15 protein-coding genes are annotated in these 15,870 nt (G+C 63.5%); 5 read left to right on the forward strand and 10 right to left on the reverse strand.

Annotated features, from left to right (window positions below; genetic code table 11):
- Positions 1–6: 6 nt before the first annotated feature.
- From ACXAED_RS15360 to ACXAED_RS15385, 6 genes are all read right to left on the reverse strand, one after another.
- Complete coding sequence (locus tag ACXAED_RS15360) at positions 7–780, reverse strand: phosphate/phosphite/phosphonate ABC transporter substrate-binding protein (RefSeq protein WP_475051157.1); 774 nt, start codon at positions 778–780, stop codon at positions 7–9.
- Positions 777–1,217, reverse strand: coding sequence for a tellurite resistance TerB family protein (locus tag ACXAED_RS15365; RefSeq protein ID WP_475051159.1), 441 nt, complete (start codon positions 1,215–1,217; stop codon positions 777–779). Before ACXAED_RS15365 ends, ACXAED_RS15360 begins: the two co-directional genes overlap by 4 nt.
- The gene (locus tag ACXAED_RS15370; RefSeq protein WP_475053126.1) at positions 1,217–1,678 is read right to left on the reverse strand and encodes a tellurite resistance TerB family protein; all 462 of its coding nucleotides are present in this window, start codon (positions 1,676–1,678) and stop codon (positions 1,217–1,219) included. Before ACXAED_RS15370 ends, ACXAED_RS15365 begins: the two co-directional genes overlap by 1 nt.
- Positions 1,679–1,721: 43 nt before the next feature.
- Positions 1,722–2,015, reverse strand: coding sequence for a DUF1330 domain-containing protein (locus tag ACXAED_RS15375; protein ID WP_475051161.1), 294 nt, complete (start codon positions 2,013–2,015; stop codon positions 1,722–1,724).
- A gap of 184 nt (positions 2,016–2,199) precedes the next feature.
- Positions 2,200–5,271, reverse strand: coding sequence for a valine--tRNA ligase (locus ACXAED_RS15380; protein WP_475051163.1), 3,072 nt, complete (start codon positions 5,269–5,271; stop codon positions 2,200–2,202).
- Between the two features lie 317 nt (positions 5,272–5,588).
- Positions 5,589–6,590, reverse strand: a complete 1,002-nt coding sequence (locus ACXAED_RS15385) for a sterol desaturase family protein (RefSeq protein WP_475051165.1) — start codon at positions 6,588–6,590, stop codon at positions 5,589–5,591.
- Positions 6,591–6,728: 138 nt separating this feature from the next.
- On the opposite strand from ACXAED_RS15385, the gene ACXAED_RS15390 reads away from it, so the two are divergent.
- The gene (locus ACXAED_RS15390) at positions 6,729–7,610 is read left to right on the forward strand and encodes a LysR substrate-binding domain-containing protein (protein WP_475051166.1); all 882 of its coding nucleotides are present in this window, start codon (positions 6,729–6,731) and stop codon (positions 7,608–7,610) included.
- 3 nt (positions 7,611–7,613) lie between these two features.
- Here the strand turns inward: ACXAED_RS15390 and ACXAED_RS15395 are convergent, their stop codons facing one another.
- Positions 7,614–8,051, reverse strand: a complete 438-nt coding sequence (locus tag ACXAED_RS15395; protein ID WP_475051167.1) for an Lrp/AsnC family transcriptional regulator — start codon at positions 8,049–8,051, stop codon at positions 7,614–7,616.
- A 105-nt stretch (positions 8,052–8,156) separates the two neighbouring features.
- On the opposite strand from ACXAED_RS15395, the gene ACXAED_RS15400 reads away from it, so the two are divergent.
- Genes ACXAED_RS15400 through ACXAED_RS15410 form a run of 3 tightly spaced genes read left to right on the forward strand, consistent with a single transcriptional unit; the run spans position 8,157 to position 12,708 of the window.
- Positions 8,157–9,308 carry a type III PLP-dependent enzyme gene (locus ACXAED_RS15400; protein ID WP_475051168.1) on the forward strand — a complete coding sequence of 384 codons (1,152 nt, stop codon included), beginning with the start codon at positions 8,157–8,159 and terminating at the stop codon, positions 9,306–9,308.
- A gap of 48 nt (positions 9,309–9,356) precedes the next feature.
- Positions 9,357–11,654, forward strand: a complete 2,298-nt coding sequence (locus ACXAED_RS15405; protein ID WP_475051169.1) for a xanthine dehydrogenase family protein molybdopterin-binding subunit — start codon at positions 9,357–9,359, stop codon at positions 11,652–11,654.
- Positions 11,632–12,708: a DUF2235 domain-containing protein gene (locus tag ACXAED_RS15410; protein ID WP_475051171.1), complete on the forward strand. Its 1,077-nt coding sequence runs from the start codon at positions 11,632–11,634 to the stop codon at positions 12,706–12,708. Before ACXAED_RS15405 ends, ACXAED_RS15410 begins: the two co-directional genes overlap by 23 nt.
- A gap of 93 nt (positions 12,709–12,801) precedes the next feature.
- Here ACXAED_RS15410 and ACXAED_RS15415 read toward each other — a convergent pair whose 3' ends face one another.
- The 3 genes from ACXAED_RS15415 to ACXAED_RS15425 form a co-directional block, all read right to left on the reverse strand.
- Complete coding sequence (locus tag ACXAED_RS15415; protein WP_475051172.1) at positions 12,802–13,317, reverse strand: DUF2867 domain-containing protein; 516 nt, start codon at positions 13,315–13,317, stop codon at positions 12,802–12,804.
- A gap of 94 nt (positions 13,318–13,411) precedes the next feature.
- Complete coding sequence (locus ACXAED_RS15420; RefSeq protein ID WP_475051173.1) at positions 13,412–13,891, reverse strand: PaaI family thioesterase; 480 nt, start codon at positions 13,889–13,891, stop codon at positions 13,412–13,414.
- A gap of 64 nt (positions 13,892–13,955) precedes the next feature.
- Positions 13,956–14,825 (reverse strand): methylenetetrahydrofolate reductase, encoded by an 870-nt coding sequence (locus tag ACXAED_RS15425; protein WP_475051175.1) that lies wholly within the window; start codon positions 14,823–14,825, stop codon positions 13,956–13,958.
- Between the two features lie 98 nt (positions 14,826–14,923).
- Here ACXAED_RS15425 and ACXAED_RS15430 point away from each other — a divergent pair, with 98 nt between their 5' ends.
- Entirely contained in the window at positions 14,924–15,829 is a 906-nt protein-coding gene (locus tag ACXAED_RS15430; protein ID WP_475051177.1) for a LysR family transcriptional regulator, read from the forward strand.
- The last annotated feature ends 41 nt before the right edge of the window (positions 15,830–15,870 follow it).

Genomic DNA, 15,870 nt, shown 5'->3' on the forward strand with positions numbered 1-15,870 from the left:
GGGCCGTTACGTCAGCTCCGCCGCGCGGATGCGCTGCCCGGTCAGCACCGGGCCTGGCGGTGTCGGCACTGCCAGGTAGTCGCTGGGAGCGATCTTTACCAGCCCCTTCAGATGCAGCAGGCTGCGGGTCTCCGGGTCCAGTCCGCGGATGGCGGATTCGATGGCGAAAAATAGCGCCTCGGCATCGCCTCCCAAGCTGGTGATGTAGGGCAGGGCCGGAGTTGGATCCGTACGCTCGATCTCGGTCAGCCCGGCGGCGAAACCGTCGTATTTGCGGACCATTTCCCAGGTCAGCGCGTCCAGGGCTGCAAAATCGGCGCGGCCCTCTGCCACGGCTTCGGCCGACAGCCGGTGGCCGCCGGTTTCCACCAGCGCGCCGGGCAGGATGCTGCGGTCGTGCAGATGCACCATCGGTGCCGCCCAGCCGGATTGTGACAGCGCTTCGTTGTAAGCAAAGCGGCGCCCGGCAAAGCTGCCAAGCGGCTGGCCTGCGTCCTCGGTGCGGGTAACAAAGACGCTGTTGTAATAACCGGGCGGGCAGCCGGGCAGGCCGTAATCCGGGGTGCCCACCAGTTCCACCTCGCCATAAAGCCGGGTGCGGTAGGGACAGCCGCAGGTCTGCGACAGCAGCAGATCAGGGGACTTCCAGACTCCCCAGAAATCGGCGCCGCGGGTCAGCTGTTCGGGTCCGCCGCCAAGATGATCGCGGACCGAGGCCCAGAACCGGTCGTTCGCCGCAGCGGTTTCCGGGCGGTCGTACATACCGAGATGTGCAATCATAAAGCGGCCTCTGCCCGTTTGCGCGCCTTTGCGCTGTCTACGTCCGATACTCCCAGCAGGCTGGCGGACAGCCGCAGGAGCGCGTCTTCGTTTGCATCGCGGTGCCCGTCAGCCAGGGCCACCTGCCACAGCGCCTCAATGACACCGGTGCGGTCCTCATAGACCACCGCGTCCTTGATCGCGCGGGTAAAGCGGACGGTGTCGGGCGCCTCGGCCTCCATCGCCTCGGCCTGTTCGCGCAGGATCAGCGCGCCGCCGGTGTCCAGCCCGTAGCGGGCAGTCAGGATGCGGTCGATGCGGTCTTTCTCCACTTCGGAGTAATTGTGGTCGGAGCGTGCGATCCGAACCAGCAGCGCTGTCAGCGCCAGACGCGCGCCCTCGTCATCCAGCGTGTCAGGTGCGGGTTCCAGCAGGCGGTTCAGAAGCTCCCGGAACATCAGCGCTCTCCAGTGGTGCTGGCGAGTTTCTCCTCGGCGCGTTCCCGCGCCTTCTGGCTGTCGGCGTATGACAGGCCCATCGCCTTGCGCGCGTCCTCAACGATGGTGACCTCGCCCTCGTGGGCGCTGCCATCGGCCAGCACCACTTCCCACAGCGCATCGAGCGCGGCGAGGCGTTCCTCCAAGCCGGTTGTCTCGCGGATCAGCCGCCCGAAGGTGTCGGTCTCCGGTGCCGCGGCGTGCAGCTTCTCGCAGGTGGCGCGCACCTTGGCGGCTTCGATCGCGTTGTGCTGGTAGAGCCGCGCGAGGATACGGTCGATCAGGCTGATCTCCTCCAGCTGATAGTCGCGGTCGGATTGCGCCACCCGCACCAGCAGCGCCCCCAGCGCCAGTTCGGCATCCGGGTCCGGCAGGGCCGGCGGTTCGGACGGGCGGAAAGCTTGAAAGAATTTCTTAAGCAGGGGCATTCGGTGACCTCAGTCAGCTGCGCAGCGGGGCGCGGGATTATTCGCCGTAGCCTTCGATGATTTCCATATCACCGGCAGACACCGGATCACGCAAGGTCTTGGCGTCCTGGTAGGCCACTAAATCATAGCAGGCTTTTGCGGTTGCGAAATCCTTGAATTCAATCACCACGGTGCGCGACCGCATCTGCCCTTCGCGCACTTCCTTCTGGCCGCCGCGGATCAGGAACCTGGCGCCGTGTTCGGCAAACACCGGCCCGTTAGCGCTGATGTAATCCTTGTAGCGTTCCGCGTCATCCACATCCACATGGGCCACCCAGTATCCTTTGGGCATGGGGTGAAGCCTCCCTTCTTTTTATGGTTGAGTGCAGGCTTATATAAATCGCTGACGAAAACAATGGGGCGGTTATTAAGAATTTCCCGGTTCAGCGGAATTTTCGGTTGTTTCAACGCGTTGCGCAATAAACGAAAACGCCCGCCGGATGGGGCGGGCGCTTCAAACATGATTAACGGATGGCTCAGCCGAGCTCGGCCAGACGCGCCAGCGCTTCCTGGACCTTCGCTTCCTCCTCTTCGCGCGCAGCGAGGTTTTCGCGGGCTTCCGCCACAACCTCTTCGGGCGCGGAGGCCGCGAATTTCGGGTTGTTCAGCCGCCCGCGCAGGCCGCCCAGCTCCTTGGCCAATTTCCCCAAGGTTTTCTCCAGACGCGCCTTTTCGGCGCCCACGTCAATCACATCCGCCAGCGGCAGGCCGAAGGATGCACCGGGCGCCGCCACGCTTGCGCAGCCTTTGGGGAAGCTCTCCACCTGCTCCAGCGAGGTGATGCGGGCCAGCTTCTGGATCATCGCCTCGTTCTTCTCCCAGGCCGCACGCGCCTGATCAGAGAATTCGGTTACCACCATCGGGATCTTGGCGCCTGCCGGCACATGCATCTGCGCGCGGGTGGAGCGGATGTTTTCAATCGCGGTGATCACCCAGTTCATCTCGGCGTCAGCCTCGGCGTTGACCAGCTCGGTGCCATATGTCGGCCAATCGGCATGTACCAGCATCTTCTCGCGCTTGGCGGTGTTGCCCCACAGCTCTTCGGTGATGAAGGGCATGATCGGGTGCAAGAGGATCATGCACTGATCCAGCACCCAGCCCAGCGTCTGGCGGGTTTCTGCGATCACCGCCTCATCCTCGGAGTTAAACAGTGGTTTCGAAAGCTCGATATACCAGTCGCAGACCTTGCCCCAGACAAAGGCGTAAAGCGCATTGGCCGCGTCGTTGAAGCGGTAGGCTTCCAGTGCCGCGTCGACTTCCACCCGCACCTTGGCGGTTTCACCGATGATCCACTGGTTCACCGCGGCCTTGGCATCCGGGCAGGCATAGGCAGGGACCTCGGGGTCATAGACCTTGTTGAAATGGGCGAAATTCACCGCATTCCACAGCTTGGTGCCAAAGTTCCGGTAGCCCTTCAGTCGCTCCATATCCAGCTTCAGCACGCCGCCCAGGGCCGCCATCGCCGCGGAGGAGAAGCGCAGCGCGTCGGCGCCGAATTCCTCGATGATCTCCAGCGGGTCGACCACGTTGCCGGTGGATTTCGACATCTTCTTGCCCTTCGCATCGCGCACCAGGCCATGCAGGTAGACGGTGTCAAAGGGGATGCGCTTCTTGACCGGCAGGTTTTCGTCCAGAACCGCCAGCTGCATCATCATCATCCGGGCGACCCAGAAGAACAGGATGTCCTGGCCGGTGACCAGGGTCGAAGTCGGGAAGTACTTCTCCATTTCCGGAGTAACGTCCGGCCAGCCCAGCGTGCCGATCGGCCACAGGCCGGAGGAGAACCAGGTGTCCAGCACGTCGGGGTCACGGAACATCGGCACCTGCATCGGCCCGTCAAAGCTGCGGATCGCGCCCTCGTCCTGCACATCCATCAGCTTGACCTGTTCGGCCAGGATCTGCGCCGCTTCGTGGCGGTCGGCGACGATGCGGAATTCGGTGCCTTCAGCGGACTGAAGGCGGGCCTTTTCCAGCGCCTCTTCCTCGGTCGCAGCGCAAATGGCGTACCAATCGTCCTCGCCGGGGATGTACCAGACCGGGATCTGGTGGCCCCACCAAAGCTGGCGCGAGATACACCAGGGCTCGATGTTTTCCAGCCAGTGGTAATAGGTCTTCTCACCGCTTTCCGGCAGGATCTTCACATCGCCGTTGCGCACCGCATCCAGCGCCGGGCCGACAACCTTTTCCGCATCCACGAACCACTGGTCGGTCAGCATCGGCTCGATCACAACCTTGGAACGGTCGCCGAAGGGCTGCATGATCGGCTTGTTCTCGACGTAAGGCTCTTGCACCTGAACGTCCTCGCCGGTGTCCGGGTCGGTCTTGGTGACGGTCTGCATCACCGCCAGGCCTTCGCTGGTGATTTCCTCGACCACTTTCTTGCGTGCTTCAAACCGGTCCAGCCCGCGCAGGTGATCGGGCACCAGGTTGATGGCGTCGGCCTCATTCTCCGACAGGGTCTGTTCGCACTTGGCGGCCGCCATGGCGATGCCCGCGGCCTCCGCGTAGGGCGCGCCGTCGTCGCGCATCTGGCCCTTGGTGTCCATCAGGCGGTACATGGGGATGCCGCCGCGCTTGGCGACCTGATAGTCGTTGAAGTCATGCGCGCCAGTGATCTTCACCGCGCCGGAGCCAAAGTCCTTGTCGGGGTATTCGTCGGTGATGATCGGGATCAGGCGGCGGTGCTCCTTTGGGCCGACCGGGATTTCGCACAGCTTGCCGACGATGGGGGCATACCGCTCGTCGCTCGGATGCACCGCAACCGCGCCGTCGCCCAGCATGGTCTCGGGCCTGGTGGTGGCGATGGAGATATAGTCGCGCTCTTCCTCAAGGATGACGTTGCCGTCTTCATCCTTCTCCACATAGGTGTAGGTGGCGCCATTCGCGAGCGGGTACTTGAAGTGCCACATGTGGCCTGCCACTTCGATGTTCTCGACCTCAAGGTCGGAAATCGCGGTCTCGAAATGCGGGTCCCAGTTGACCAGCCGCTTGCCGCGGTAGATCAGACCCTTGTTGTACATCTCCACAAACACCTTGATCACGGCATCGTGGAAGTTGGGGGAGTTCTCGTGGCCCACGCGGGTGTCGCCATGGGCGCCCGCCATGGTGAAGGCCGTGCGGGAGAAGTCGCAGGACGCGCCGAGGCGTTTCAGCTGCTCAACAATGGTGCCGCCGGATTTCTCTTTCCATTCCCAGACCTTCTCCAGGAACTTCTCGCGGCCCAGCTCGCGGCGCGAGGGCTGCTGGGTCTTGGCCAGCTCGCGCTCCACGACCATCTGGGTCGCGATACCCGCGTGGTCGGTGCCCGGCTGCCAAAGGGTGTCGAACCCCTGCATCCGCTTCCAGCGGATCAGGATGTCCTGCAGGGTGTTGTTGAAGGCATGGCCCATGTGCAGCACGCCGGTCACGTTCGGCGGCGGGATCATGATGCAGTAGGCGGAGGCCTCCGGCTTGGCATTTGCGCCTGCCTTGAAACAGCCGGCTTCTTCCCAGGCCTTGTAAAGTCGGCTTTCGGCTTCGGCCGCATTAAATGTCTTTTCCATCGCCATGCGCTTGGTCCTGCGTGCGTATCAATTTCGGGTCGCGCTATCCCTTACCGAAAGGGGCGGCAAAGGGAAAGTCCCAGAGGCAACGGAGCAGGCCGGCAGACTGCGGGGCGCTGCATAAATCGAATTTTATGGAACCAGAGGCGGGCGGGCGCGTTTCTCCATCACTGTGCGCCACGCGGTCCAGCGGGCGCGCACCGGTCTTCAAGGCGTGCCGCAGCGGCGGCGCGGTCAAAGACGCCCGGCCCTTGCTGACGCGCATTCCGCGGTACGGGCCGGGCGCACGATTTCCAGGATCGCGCTCAGGGTGGCTGACGGGTTCAGCCCGTGTTCCAGATCTTGCGCCGGCGCTCCTTGACCATTTCGTTGCCCTCTTCGGTGCCGTCATGGAAGGTGTTAAACCACTCATCCCAAGGCGTTTCCCAGGTGCCGTAGTTGCAGTCAAAAAAACGGTGGTGCAGCTGGTGGAAAAAGTCGCCCACCAGGAATTTGGCCTTGTTGCCGAATTTCACATGCTCGAACCCTGCATGGGACGTCGGGGCGCCTATGCCGTGGTGGAACAGCAGGAAGATCGCGTGCACCGGGTGCGACGGCAGCAGGAAAAAGATCATGGTGTCGAACATCAGAAAGAAGCTCTCCACCGGGTGCATCGCCAGGCCGGACCAGGGGCCGGTGTTGATGTTGCGGTGATGCCAGGCATGCACCTTGGTATAGAGCGCGCCAACATGCAGCAGCCGGTGCAGCCAGTAGAAGTGAAAGCCCGCCCAGATCGGGATGAAGACGGTCATGATTGTGAACCAGACCGGATTGCTCTCCAGCGTGATCATCGTCACCCAGCCGTTGGCATAGGCATACAGGATGAAACTCTCCCAGAAGGTCCAGAAGGTGAGCGCCGGGCCTAGTGTCCAGAACATGTTGTCCCAGACCTGGTTCTTGAAGGTGAAGACCTTGGCGCCCTTCATCATCGGGCGCATGTCATAGCGGTATTCATCCTGTTGGGTGCGGAACTTCCACAAGGCAAGATGCAGGCCGCCGGCCACCACCATCAGGATACAGAAGTTGCGCAGCCAGATCTCGAACACCCAGTCCCAGCTGAATGTCGCGATGCGGTCCAGCGCGGGGGTGAGATACGCCCAGGTGATGATGGTAAACACCAGCAGCAGTGCCCGCAGCGCCAGCGGGTTCCAGCTTTGCAGCAGGTATTTGATTGAGGCTAATGGCTTCATCGGCCAATCCCAATAGGGGGAGGTCTGGATCGGCAGCTGGGGAGTGAAGTTCCAGATCTTGCGTTTGGGGCGCGGGGCGTTGGCGGGACCTGTCATATCGCGTCTCTTATGTGGGTGGTCGAAGTGCGGCTGCCGCCGCGGGATCTGTTCGCTGCTGAAACCCTAGGCGGCGGGCGGAAAATCTCAGCACGGTATGTCTTGCCGGTTAGGCTAAGTTCTGCTTAGCCTGCCTGCATGGCGACCCGGATCCCCTCTCTCAACTGGCTGCGCGTGTTCGAGGCGGCGGCGCGCACCGAAAGCTTTGCCCGCGCGGCAGCGCAGCTGAACATGTCGGCGGCTGCGGTCAGCCAGCAGGTGAAGGCGCTGGAGACGCAGCTGGGGACGCCGCTGTTTCACCGTCACGCCCATGCGGTTACCCTGACGGAGGCGGGGCGGGCCTATCTGCCCTCGGTTCAGCAGTCGCTGTTGATGCTGGAAACTGCGACGACCGGGCTGTTCGGCGAGAGCCGCGAGCAGCGGCTGTTTGTGCAGTCGGTGCTGCTGTTTGCGCATGGGGTGCTGGCGCGGGGCCTGCCGCAGTTCCAGGCAGCGCACCCGCAGGTCAGTCTGGCGCTCAGCACCGGCAATTTGGCGGCGGATTTTGCCAACCAGTTCACCGATCTGCAGATCGTCTTCGGCAATCCGTCACTGTACGGCACCGAAGGGGACGAGCTGCTGCGCGAGGTGCTTTACCCTGTCGCGCCGCCAGATATTGCCGTGCAGGTCCGATCGCCGCAGGATCTGTTCCGCTTTCCATTGATAGAGGTGTCTACCCACCGCGCCAGTTGGATACAGGTGTTTGAGCATCTGCGGCTCTCCCACGGGCAGGCACGCTATTTCTTCGCCGATAACTCGCTGATGGCAGCCGAGTTGTCGGCGCAGGGGATGGGGATTGCGCTGGCGAGGGCGCCCGCCTCTGACGCGGTGGCCGCCGCCAGCGGGCTGGTGCGCTGTCTGCCGGATGTCGAAGTGCCGGGGCAGGAGGCCTATCACCTGATCTACCCGGACCGGGGCGCCATGCGTCCCGCTGCCAAGCTGTTCCGGGACTGGCTGCTGGACTACGTGCGGACCGTTTGACCCTTATTGCCCGGTGCGGTCCAGCTTGGTCGCCAGATGGATCAGGCTTTCGGAAGAGCGCACCCCGCGGGCTTCCGCGATCTTGTCGATGGTTTCATCAAGTTCCGCGGTGCTTTGCGCCACCACCTGCGCCAGAAGATCAAACCGGCCGGAGGTTGTATGCACCACCTCCACCCCCGGCAGCTTGCGCAGCCGGGCCAGCACCTCCGGACCGGTGCGCGGTTCAATCGACATCAGGACCGTCGCTTGCAGCGGCGGGCGGGCAGCCGCGGAGGATTTCAGCGTGTAGCCGGTGATAACACTTGTGGCCTCCAGCCGTTCGATGCGCGCCTGCACCGTGGTGCGGGCCAGGCCGAGCGTGCGGGCAATCTCGGCCACCGGGCGGCGGGCATTCTCCCGCAGCAGGGCGATAAGGCGCTGGTCTGTGCCGTCGGTTTGCATGTTTTTCCTGCGATATGACGAAAGTATTCGTCACTATATGCAGAGTGACGAGCGGAATCGACGGAAAATTCGCGGAAAATATGCAAAACGAATGAGGGTTACACGATGCAGCAGATTCCCCCGCTATGGCTTTCGCCTGAATCCCACCTGGCCCGCAGCGCGCCGGATCATCCGATCCTGTATTTCTCGCCGCGCGTTTTACACGAGGTGGCGCGGCGGTTCAGCCAGGGGTTTCCGGGGCTGGTGACCTATGCGGTGAAAGCCAACCCGCACCCGGCGGTTCTGTCCAACCTTGTGGCTGCGGGGATCACCGCCTTTGACGTGGCCTCGCCCGCAGAAATGGAGGCAGTGCGTGCGGCCAGCCCCGATGCGGTCATGCACTACAACAACCCGATGCGGTCCGAGGCGGAGATCGCCGCCGGGATCGAACATGGCGTTGCCAGCTGGTCGGTGGATGAACTGAGCGAGCTGGAAAAGCTGGACGCGGTGCCGCGCTCCTGCGAGATCGCGGTGCGCTTTGCGCTGCCAGTGGCGGGGGCGGCCTATGATTTCGGCAGCAAGTTCGGCGCCGCGCCGGAGGAGGCGGTGGAGCTGCTGAAGCAGGTCGCGGCCAAGGGCTGGACACCCGCCTTGTGCTTCCACCCGGGCACCCAATGCGAAGATGAGATGGCTTGGGTCGAATACGTCCATGCCGCCAAACGGATCGTCGATACGGCGGGTGTGCGGATTGCGCGGCTGAACGTGGGCGGCGGCTTTGCTGCCAACCGCGACGGCGTGGCGCCGGATCTGGAGAAGGTCTTTGCCGCGATCGGCCAGGCGGCGGATCAGGCGTTTGGCGCGGACAAGCCCACGCTGATCTGCGAGCCGGGCCGGGCGATGGTCTCCGAAAGCTTCACCCTGGCCGCCCGCATCAAGGGGATGCGCAAGGATGGTGCGGTGGTGTTCCTGAACGATGGGATCTATGGCGGACTGGTCGATATCCGTGACATGGGCCTGCCGGGCCGGGTTGAGGTCGTCGCCTCCGACGGCACCCACCGCGGCGGCGTCCGCAAGCCGCGGGTGGTGTTCGGCCCGACCTGCGACAGCCTTGACCGGCTGCCGGACGGGCTGCCGCTGCCTTGCGATTGCGCCGCGGGGGACTATGTGCTGTTTCCGGGGCTGGGCGCCTATTCTTCCGCCATGAGTACGCAATTCAACGGCTATGGCCTGTCTGACGTGGCGACGGTGATCGAGCTGGCTGGACAAGCGGCCCGCTGACAGTAGTCTCGCCCCCGCAACAGCAGCCAGCGCGGACAGGGGGCGAGCATGGAAAAATTCGGGAAAAGCCAGCCGGTAAAACGGGTCGAGGATGTCAGGTTCCTGACCGGCCAGGGGCGGTACATCGAGGATGCCGCCCCGGCGGATGCCTTGCGCGCCTGGGTGCTGCGCAGCCCGGTGGCGCATGGGATGATTTCTGCGCTGAATGTGGAGGACGCGTGCGAAGCGGACGGTGTCCATGCGGTGATCGCCCTGGCCGATCTGGAAGCCGCGGGTATCAACATCTCAATGGACGGCTCGCTGGTGACCAACCGCGACGGCACCAAGGGCGCGTCGCCCGAGCGACCGGTGCTGGCGCGCGATCGGGTCCGCTATGTCGGGGAGCCGGTCGCCGTGGTGATTGCGGACACGCTGGATCAGGCCCGCGACGCCGGCGAGCTGATCGAACTGGATATCGACGACTTGCCGGTGAAGCTGGATGTGCTGCCCGGCGGCGAGCCTCTGCATGACGGGGTGCCGGACAACAAGGCGTTTGACTGGGGCATGGGCGACGAGGCCGCGACCGAAGCGGCGTTCGCAAGCGCCGCCCATACCGTTGCGCTGCAGGTCGAGGACAACCGGATCATCGTCAATTCGATGGAGCCGCGCGGCTGTTTTGCTGAATGGTCCGAAGGGCGGCTGCATTTCTGCTATGGCGGGCAGGGGGTCTGGGCGATGAAGTCCCAGCTGGTTGCCAAGCTGGGGCTGGATGAAGCTGACGTTAAGGTCACCACCCCCGATGTGGGCGGCGGGTTCGGCATGAAGGCGATGCCTTACCCGGAGTATTTCGCCGTTGCCCATGCCGCCCGCACGCTGGGGCGGCCAGTGTTCTGGATGTCCGATCGCAGCGAGGCGATGCTGAGCGACAATGGCGGCCGCGACCTCACCTCGCTGGCAGAGCTGGCCTTTGACGAAAACCTGAAGATCACCGCCTACAGGGTCACCACCCGCTGCAACCTCGGCGCGTACAACTCCCATTTCGGGCAGCCGATCCAGACGCAGCTGTTCAGCCGGGTGCTGGCAGGTGTCTATGACATACAGACCGCCTGGCTGCAGGTGGAGGGGATCTATACCAACACCACCCAGGTCGATGCCTACCGAGGTGCAGGGCGGCCGGAAGCGATCTATGTGCTGGAGCGGGCAATGGACCGGGCCGCGCGCGAGCTGGGGGTGGATCCGTGGGAGCTGAGGCGGCGGAACTTCATTCAGGCTGATGCGTTCCCTTATGACACCGCGACCGGAGAAACCTATGATGTGGGTGATTTTAGCAAAGTCCTGAGCCGCGCCGCGCAAGAGGCTGATATCGCAGGATTCGCAGCCCGCCGCGCCGAAGATGGTAAACGCGGCAAGTTGCGGGGCGTCGGGCTTTGTTACTATATCGAAAGCATTTTGGGCGATCCTTCTGAAGGCGCGGAAGTGGAGTTTCTGGAGGACGGTCGGGTGCAGATCTACGTTGGCACGCAAAGCAACGGACAGGGGCATGAAACTGTCTATGCCCAGTTTCTGGCCGATCAGAGCGGTATTCCGGCAGACAAGATCGAGGTCATTCAGGGCGACAGCGACCGCATTGCCACAGGCGGCGGCACCGGCGGGTCTCGGTCGGTGACAACCCAGGCCAATGCCACGCTGGCGGCGGTGGACGCGATGATCGCCGCCTTCATCCCCTTCCTGGCAGAGGAAATGGGAGTGGAGGAGGAGGCCGTTGAATTTGATGGCGAAACCTTCCGCGCGCCGGGATCCAACCTGACCCCCACCATGCTGGAAGCGGCAGAGATGGCCCGCGCGCAAGGCCGGCTTGATCTGCAGCGTCACGCGGCGCGGGCCCGGCTGCCGGGGCGCTCGTTTCCGAACGGCGCCCATGTTGCCGAGGTCGTGATCGATCCGGAGACTGGGAATTCCGACGTGGAGCGCTACACTGTAGTCGACGATTTCGGTAATCTGATCAACCCGGTGCTGGCCGAAGGCCAGGTGCAAGGCGGGGTGGCGCAGGGGCTGGGACAGGCCATGCTGGAGCGGGTTGTCTATGACGAGGACGGACAACTGCTCACGGCTTCGTTCATGGACTATGCCTTGCCGCGGGCAAGCGGCGTCCCCATGATTGGATTCACCTCCGAGCCGGTGCCTTCGACACAGAACCCGATGGGGATGAAAGGCTGCGGCGAGGCGGGCACCGTCGGCGCACTGGCAGCGGTTGCAAACGCGGTGCAGGACGCGGTCTGGGACCGCGGCGTGCGGCAGGTGGACATGCCGTTCACCCCGCTGAGAATTTGGGAAGTGCTTAGGGATGTTTCTGACGCAGCTGAGTAAAAGGGTTCTAGGGTGGCTGGGACGGCCGCTGCGCTCGGAGCATTCCGGCGAAACCAAGCTGCGCGGGCCGCAGGCCCATGTGATCATTCTGGATGGCACCATGTCGACGCTGGAGGAGGGGCATGAAACCCACGCAGGCCAGCTGTACCGGCTGTGCCGCCAGATGGGCGGGCCGGTTTCGGTTTTCTACAAATCCGGCGTCCAGTGGAAGGGCTGGGGCAGTGCGCCTGATGTAATGATGGGGCGCGGCATCAACCGCCAGATCCGCCGCGCTTATGGCTATCTTGCATCGCGGTACCGCCCCGGTGATCAGATCTACTTGTTCGGCTACTCCCGCGGCGCCTATGCGGTGCGGTCGCTGGCCGGGGTGATCGACCGGATCGGCCTGCTGAAAGCTGAGCACGCCACCGTGCGCAACATCCGCACAGCCTACCGGCACTACCGGCTGAACGGGCGCTCCAAGACCGGCGCCGCCTTCACCAAGGCGCATTGCCATGATGAGATCGAGATCGAGATGGTCGGCGTCTGGGACACCGTCAAGGCGCTGGGCCTGCGGCTGCCGCTGCTGTGGCGCTGGGCGGAAAACCGGCACAACTTCCACAACCACGAGTTGGGCCATCACGTCAAAAGCGGGTATCACGCGCTGGCGCTGGACGAGACCCGTGATGTGTTCCGGCCGGTGCTGTGGGATTGCCCCAAGGGATGGGACGGTCATGTTGAGCAGGTCTGGTTCAGCGGCGCCCACGGTGATGTCGGCGGTCAGCTGGGCGGCTATGAAGACGCCCGGCCGCTGGCCAATGTCTCTTTGATCTGGATGCTGGAAAAGGCCGAAGACCGTGGCTTGCCGCTGCCCTTGGACTGGCGGATGCGGTACCCGGTTGACCCGAACGCGCCGTCGGTCGGCACCTGGCGCGGCTGGGGCAAGATCTTCCTGCTGCGCAGCCGCCGCCGGGTCGGGCTGGATGGCAGCGAGCGGCTACATAGCAGCGTCGATGCGGGCAAGCAGAGCGCTGCGTCTTCCGGCGGCTGGCTGGCGATGTTTTCCAAGACCTGAGAGCCGCCACGCGGCTCTGCCGGGAGCATGCATAAGTTCCGCGAATGGACCGGTTCCGCCGCCGGCTGTGCGGCTGGCGAGGGGGGAAGCGGATCAGCCTGCGGCGCGGCGCTGCTTGAGCGCGCGCTCCAAGCGCTTCAGCGACAGCGCGACGATCAGCTTATGAGCCGGCCGGACCGGGATCATGTAGGCGCGGCCGAACCAGTTGTGGGTTTTGACCGAAGACGTGACAGATACAACACCGTGTTTGCTGGTGATGCAGGTCATCACGTCCAGGTGCCGGTCCCGCACCGTCAGGGTCAGTACCGTGCCGGACACCGCTTCCACCAGGAAGAAGTCCAGCTTGTCGCCGGGCTGCACGTCTGTGCGCGGTTTGCCGGTAATGCCGCCGATGCGTTTGACACCAAAGCAGGCGGATATCGCATCCCGCAGCCAGAACGCCAGTTTCAGGCCCGGCAGCGGCTGCGCGTGCATCAGGTTCCAGGCCTCCAGCGGAGTGATCTGTTCAGGCAGGACGACGGATTGAGTATCCAGGAAATCCAGCTCCGCGGCGGGGGCCAGGATTTGGATGCGGGCGGTGGCGGCCCGCGCGAAGGAGTTTGGCGGCATGGCCGGCCTTTCCGCTGCTCGTCAATTTACTGCTCTGAAGATAATCGGAGAATTGCGGCCGGCAAGGCGGGGGGCTGCATTCCCGTAGCTTTGTTCACGCGATCTGCATCACGATGCAGGTCGTGGAGCCGGTCGCATAGAGGCGGCCGTCTTCGACCCCGCGCAGCTCACCATGCGCCACGCCTGTAGAGCGGCCCGCATGGTCGATGGTGCCGGTGCAGTCGATCTGCGTGCCCAGCGGGATGGGGCGCAGAATGTTGATCTTGTATTCCAGCGTTGTGTAGACCGAGCCCAGCGGCACCTTGGTCATCACGGCGCAGGCCATGGCGCTGTCCAGAAGCGTGCCGTACCATCCGCCATGCACAGTTCCCATCGGGTTGGTGACGTGGAACTCCGGCGTGCCGCGGAACACGACCTGGCCTTCCTCCACGCTGTGCAGGTGATAGCCCAGCGTCTCGGCGATCGGCGGGCCGGGCAGGCGGCCGTCCAGAATGCCCCGCATGAAATCGAGGCCGGAAATCCGGGAGATTTGCTCGATCGTCAGCAGGTCGGAAGGCTGTTTGGCATAGAACATAGCGCGCGGGTCCTTGGCAGGGGTGTACCCTGCATTAGAAACCGCGCGCCGGGGCCTGCAAGGCTTACGCCACGTTCTCCAGCGCTACCTTGGGGGTCACACCCAGGGCAAAGCAGACGTCGCGGGTCAATTCCGGGCGGTTCAGCGTGTAGAAATGCAGTTTGTCCACGCCGCCTTCCAGCAGGTCGGAACACAGCTCGGTGCAAAGCGCGGTGGCCAGCAGCTCTTCGCGGCCGTCGCGCAGCGCTTTGTCGAACGCCTTCTCGACCCATTCCGGGATGACGGTGCCGCAGCGTTTGGCGAAATTGCGCGCGCCTTTCCAGTTCTCGATCGGCAGAATGCCCGGTGTCAGTTTGCTGCCGTCGATACCCGCCTTTTCGCAGGCGTCGCGGAACCGGAAAAAAGTGTCCGCCTCAAAGAAGAACTGAGTCAAAGCTTCATCGGCGCCGGCATCCAGCTTGCGCTTCAGCCACTCCACATTTGCGGCCTGGCTGGCGGCCTCCGGGTGGCAGTCCGGGTAGGCGCCAACGCGGATCGTGAAGCCGCCGCGCGCGGCCAGCCCCTTGATCAGCTCCACCGAGTCGGCAAAGCCTTCGGGATGCGGAGTGAACTTGCCTTCGTCTTTAGGCGGGTCGCCGCGCAGGGCGACGATCTCGGTCACACCAGCCTCGGCAAACTGGTCCGCGATCTCCAGTGTTTCTGCCTTGGAAGCATTCACGCAAGTCAGATGCGCCGCCACATTCAGGCCGGAGGAGTTGTGCAGGGTCGCTACTGCATCGCGGGTCAGGGTGCGCGTTGTGCCGCCTGCGCCATAGGTCACAGAAACAAAGCGCGGGTCCATCGGGGCGAGAACCTGCACGGTGTCCCAAAGCCGGAAGGAGGCTTCGAGATTTTTCGGCGGGAAGAATTCAAAGGAAATCTTGGGCGTCGTCATCTCAGGTCTCTCGCTAGGTTTATGTCTGCTCTTGTTGCATGCGCAGCATTGTGAGACAATTTCATAATACTCAAGATTAACATGAGCGATCTGATAGGATGCATATCGAATTCCGCCATCTCCGCACCATCAAGGCCATCCATGAGGTCGGCGGTCTGGCCCGGGCTGCCGAGCAGCTGAACATCACCCAAAGCGCGCTGAGCCATCAGGTAAAGGGACTGGAGGACCAGGCCGGTGTGGAGCTGTTCATCCGCCGCTCCAAGCCGATGAAACTATCCCCGGCGGGCCTGCGGCTGCTGCGGCTGGCAGAGCAGGTGTTGCCGCAAGTTGAAGCAGCGCAAGCAGAATTTTCATCTCTGCGCGATGGTAATACAGGCCGGATGCATATCGCGATCGAATGCCACGCCTGTTTTGAATGGCTGTTCCCGGTGCTGGAGGGGTTCCGCAAGAACTGGGGCGACGTGGATGTCGACATTCGGCCCGGCCTGGCCTTTGACGCGCTGCCCGCACTGCAAAAGGAGGAGGTGGATCTGGTGGTCTCCTCCGACCCGGAGGACATCAATGGCGTCGAGTTCATCGAGCTGTTTGATTACAATCCGGTGTTTGTTGCCTCTGCCCAGAATCCGCTGGCGGAGAAGCCTTATGTCGAGGCGGAGGATTTCATCGGTCAGAACCTGATCACATACCCGGTGGAGAAGACCCGGCTGGATGTGTTCAGCCAGCTGCTGATCCCGGCCGGGGTGGAGCCGGCCTCGATCCGCCAGGTGGAGCTAACGGCGGTGATCCTGCTGCTGGTTGCCTCCAACCGCGGCGTGTCGGTGCTGCCGGACTGGGTGGTGCGGGAGGTGAAATACTCCTCAGACTACGTGACCCGGCCGCTGACGAAGTCCGGCATTACCCGCAGCCTGTATGCTGCGATCCGGACCGAGGACCGTGAGAAACCCTACATGCAAGAGCTGATCCGGCTGGCCAAGGTAGAGGCGCGCAAGCTGCAGCTTCAATAGAGGCCGCACCCAGGCAAGGCGCGGAGCGGCCTGCGCCGTTC

This window comes from Leisingera sp. ABM4_103, assembly GCF_056158685.1.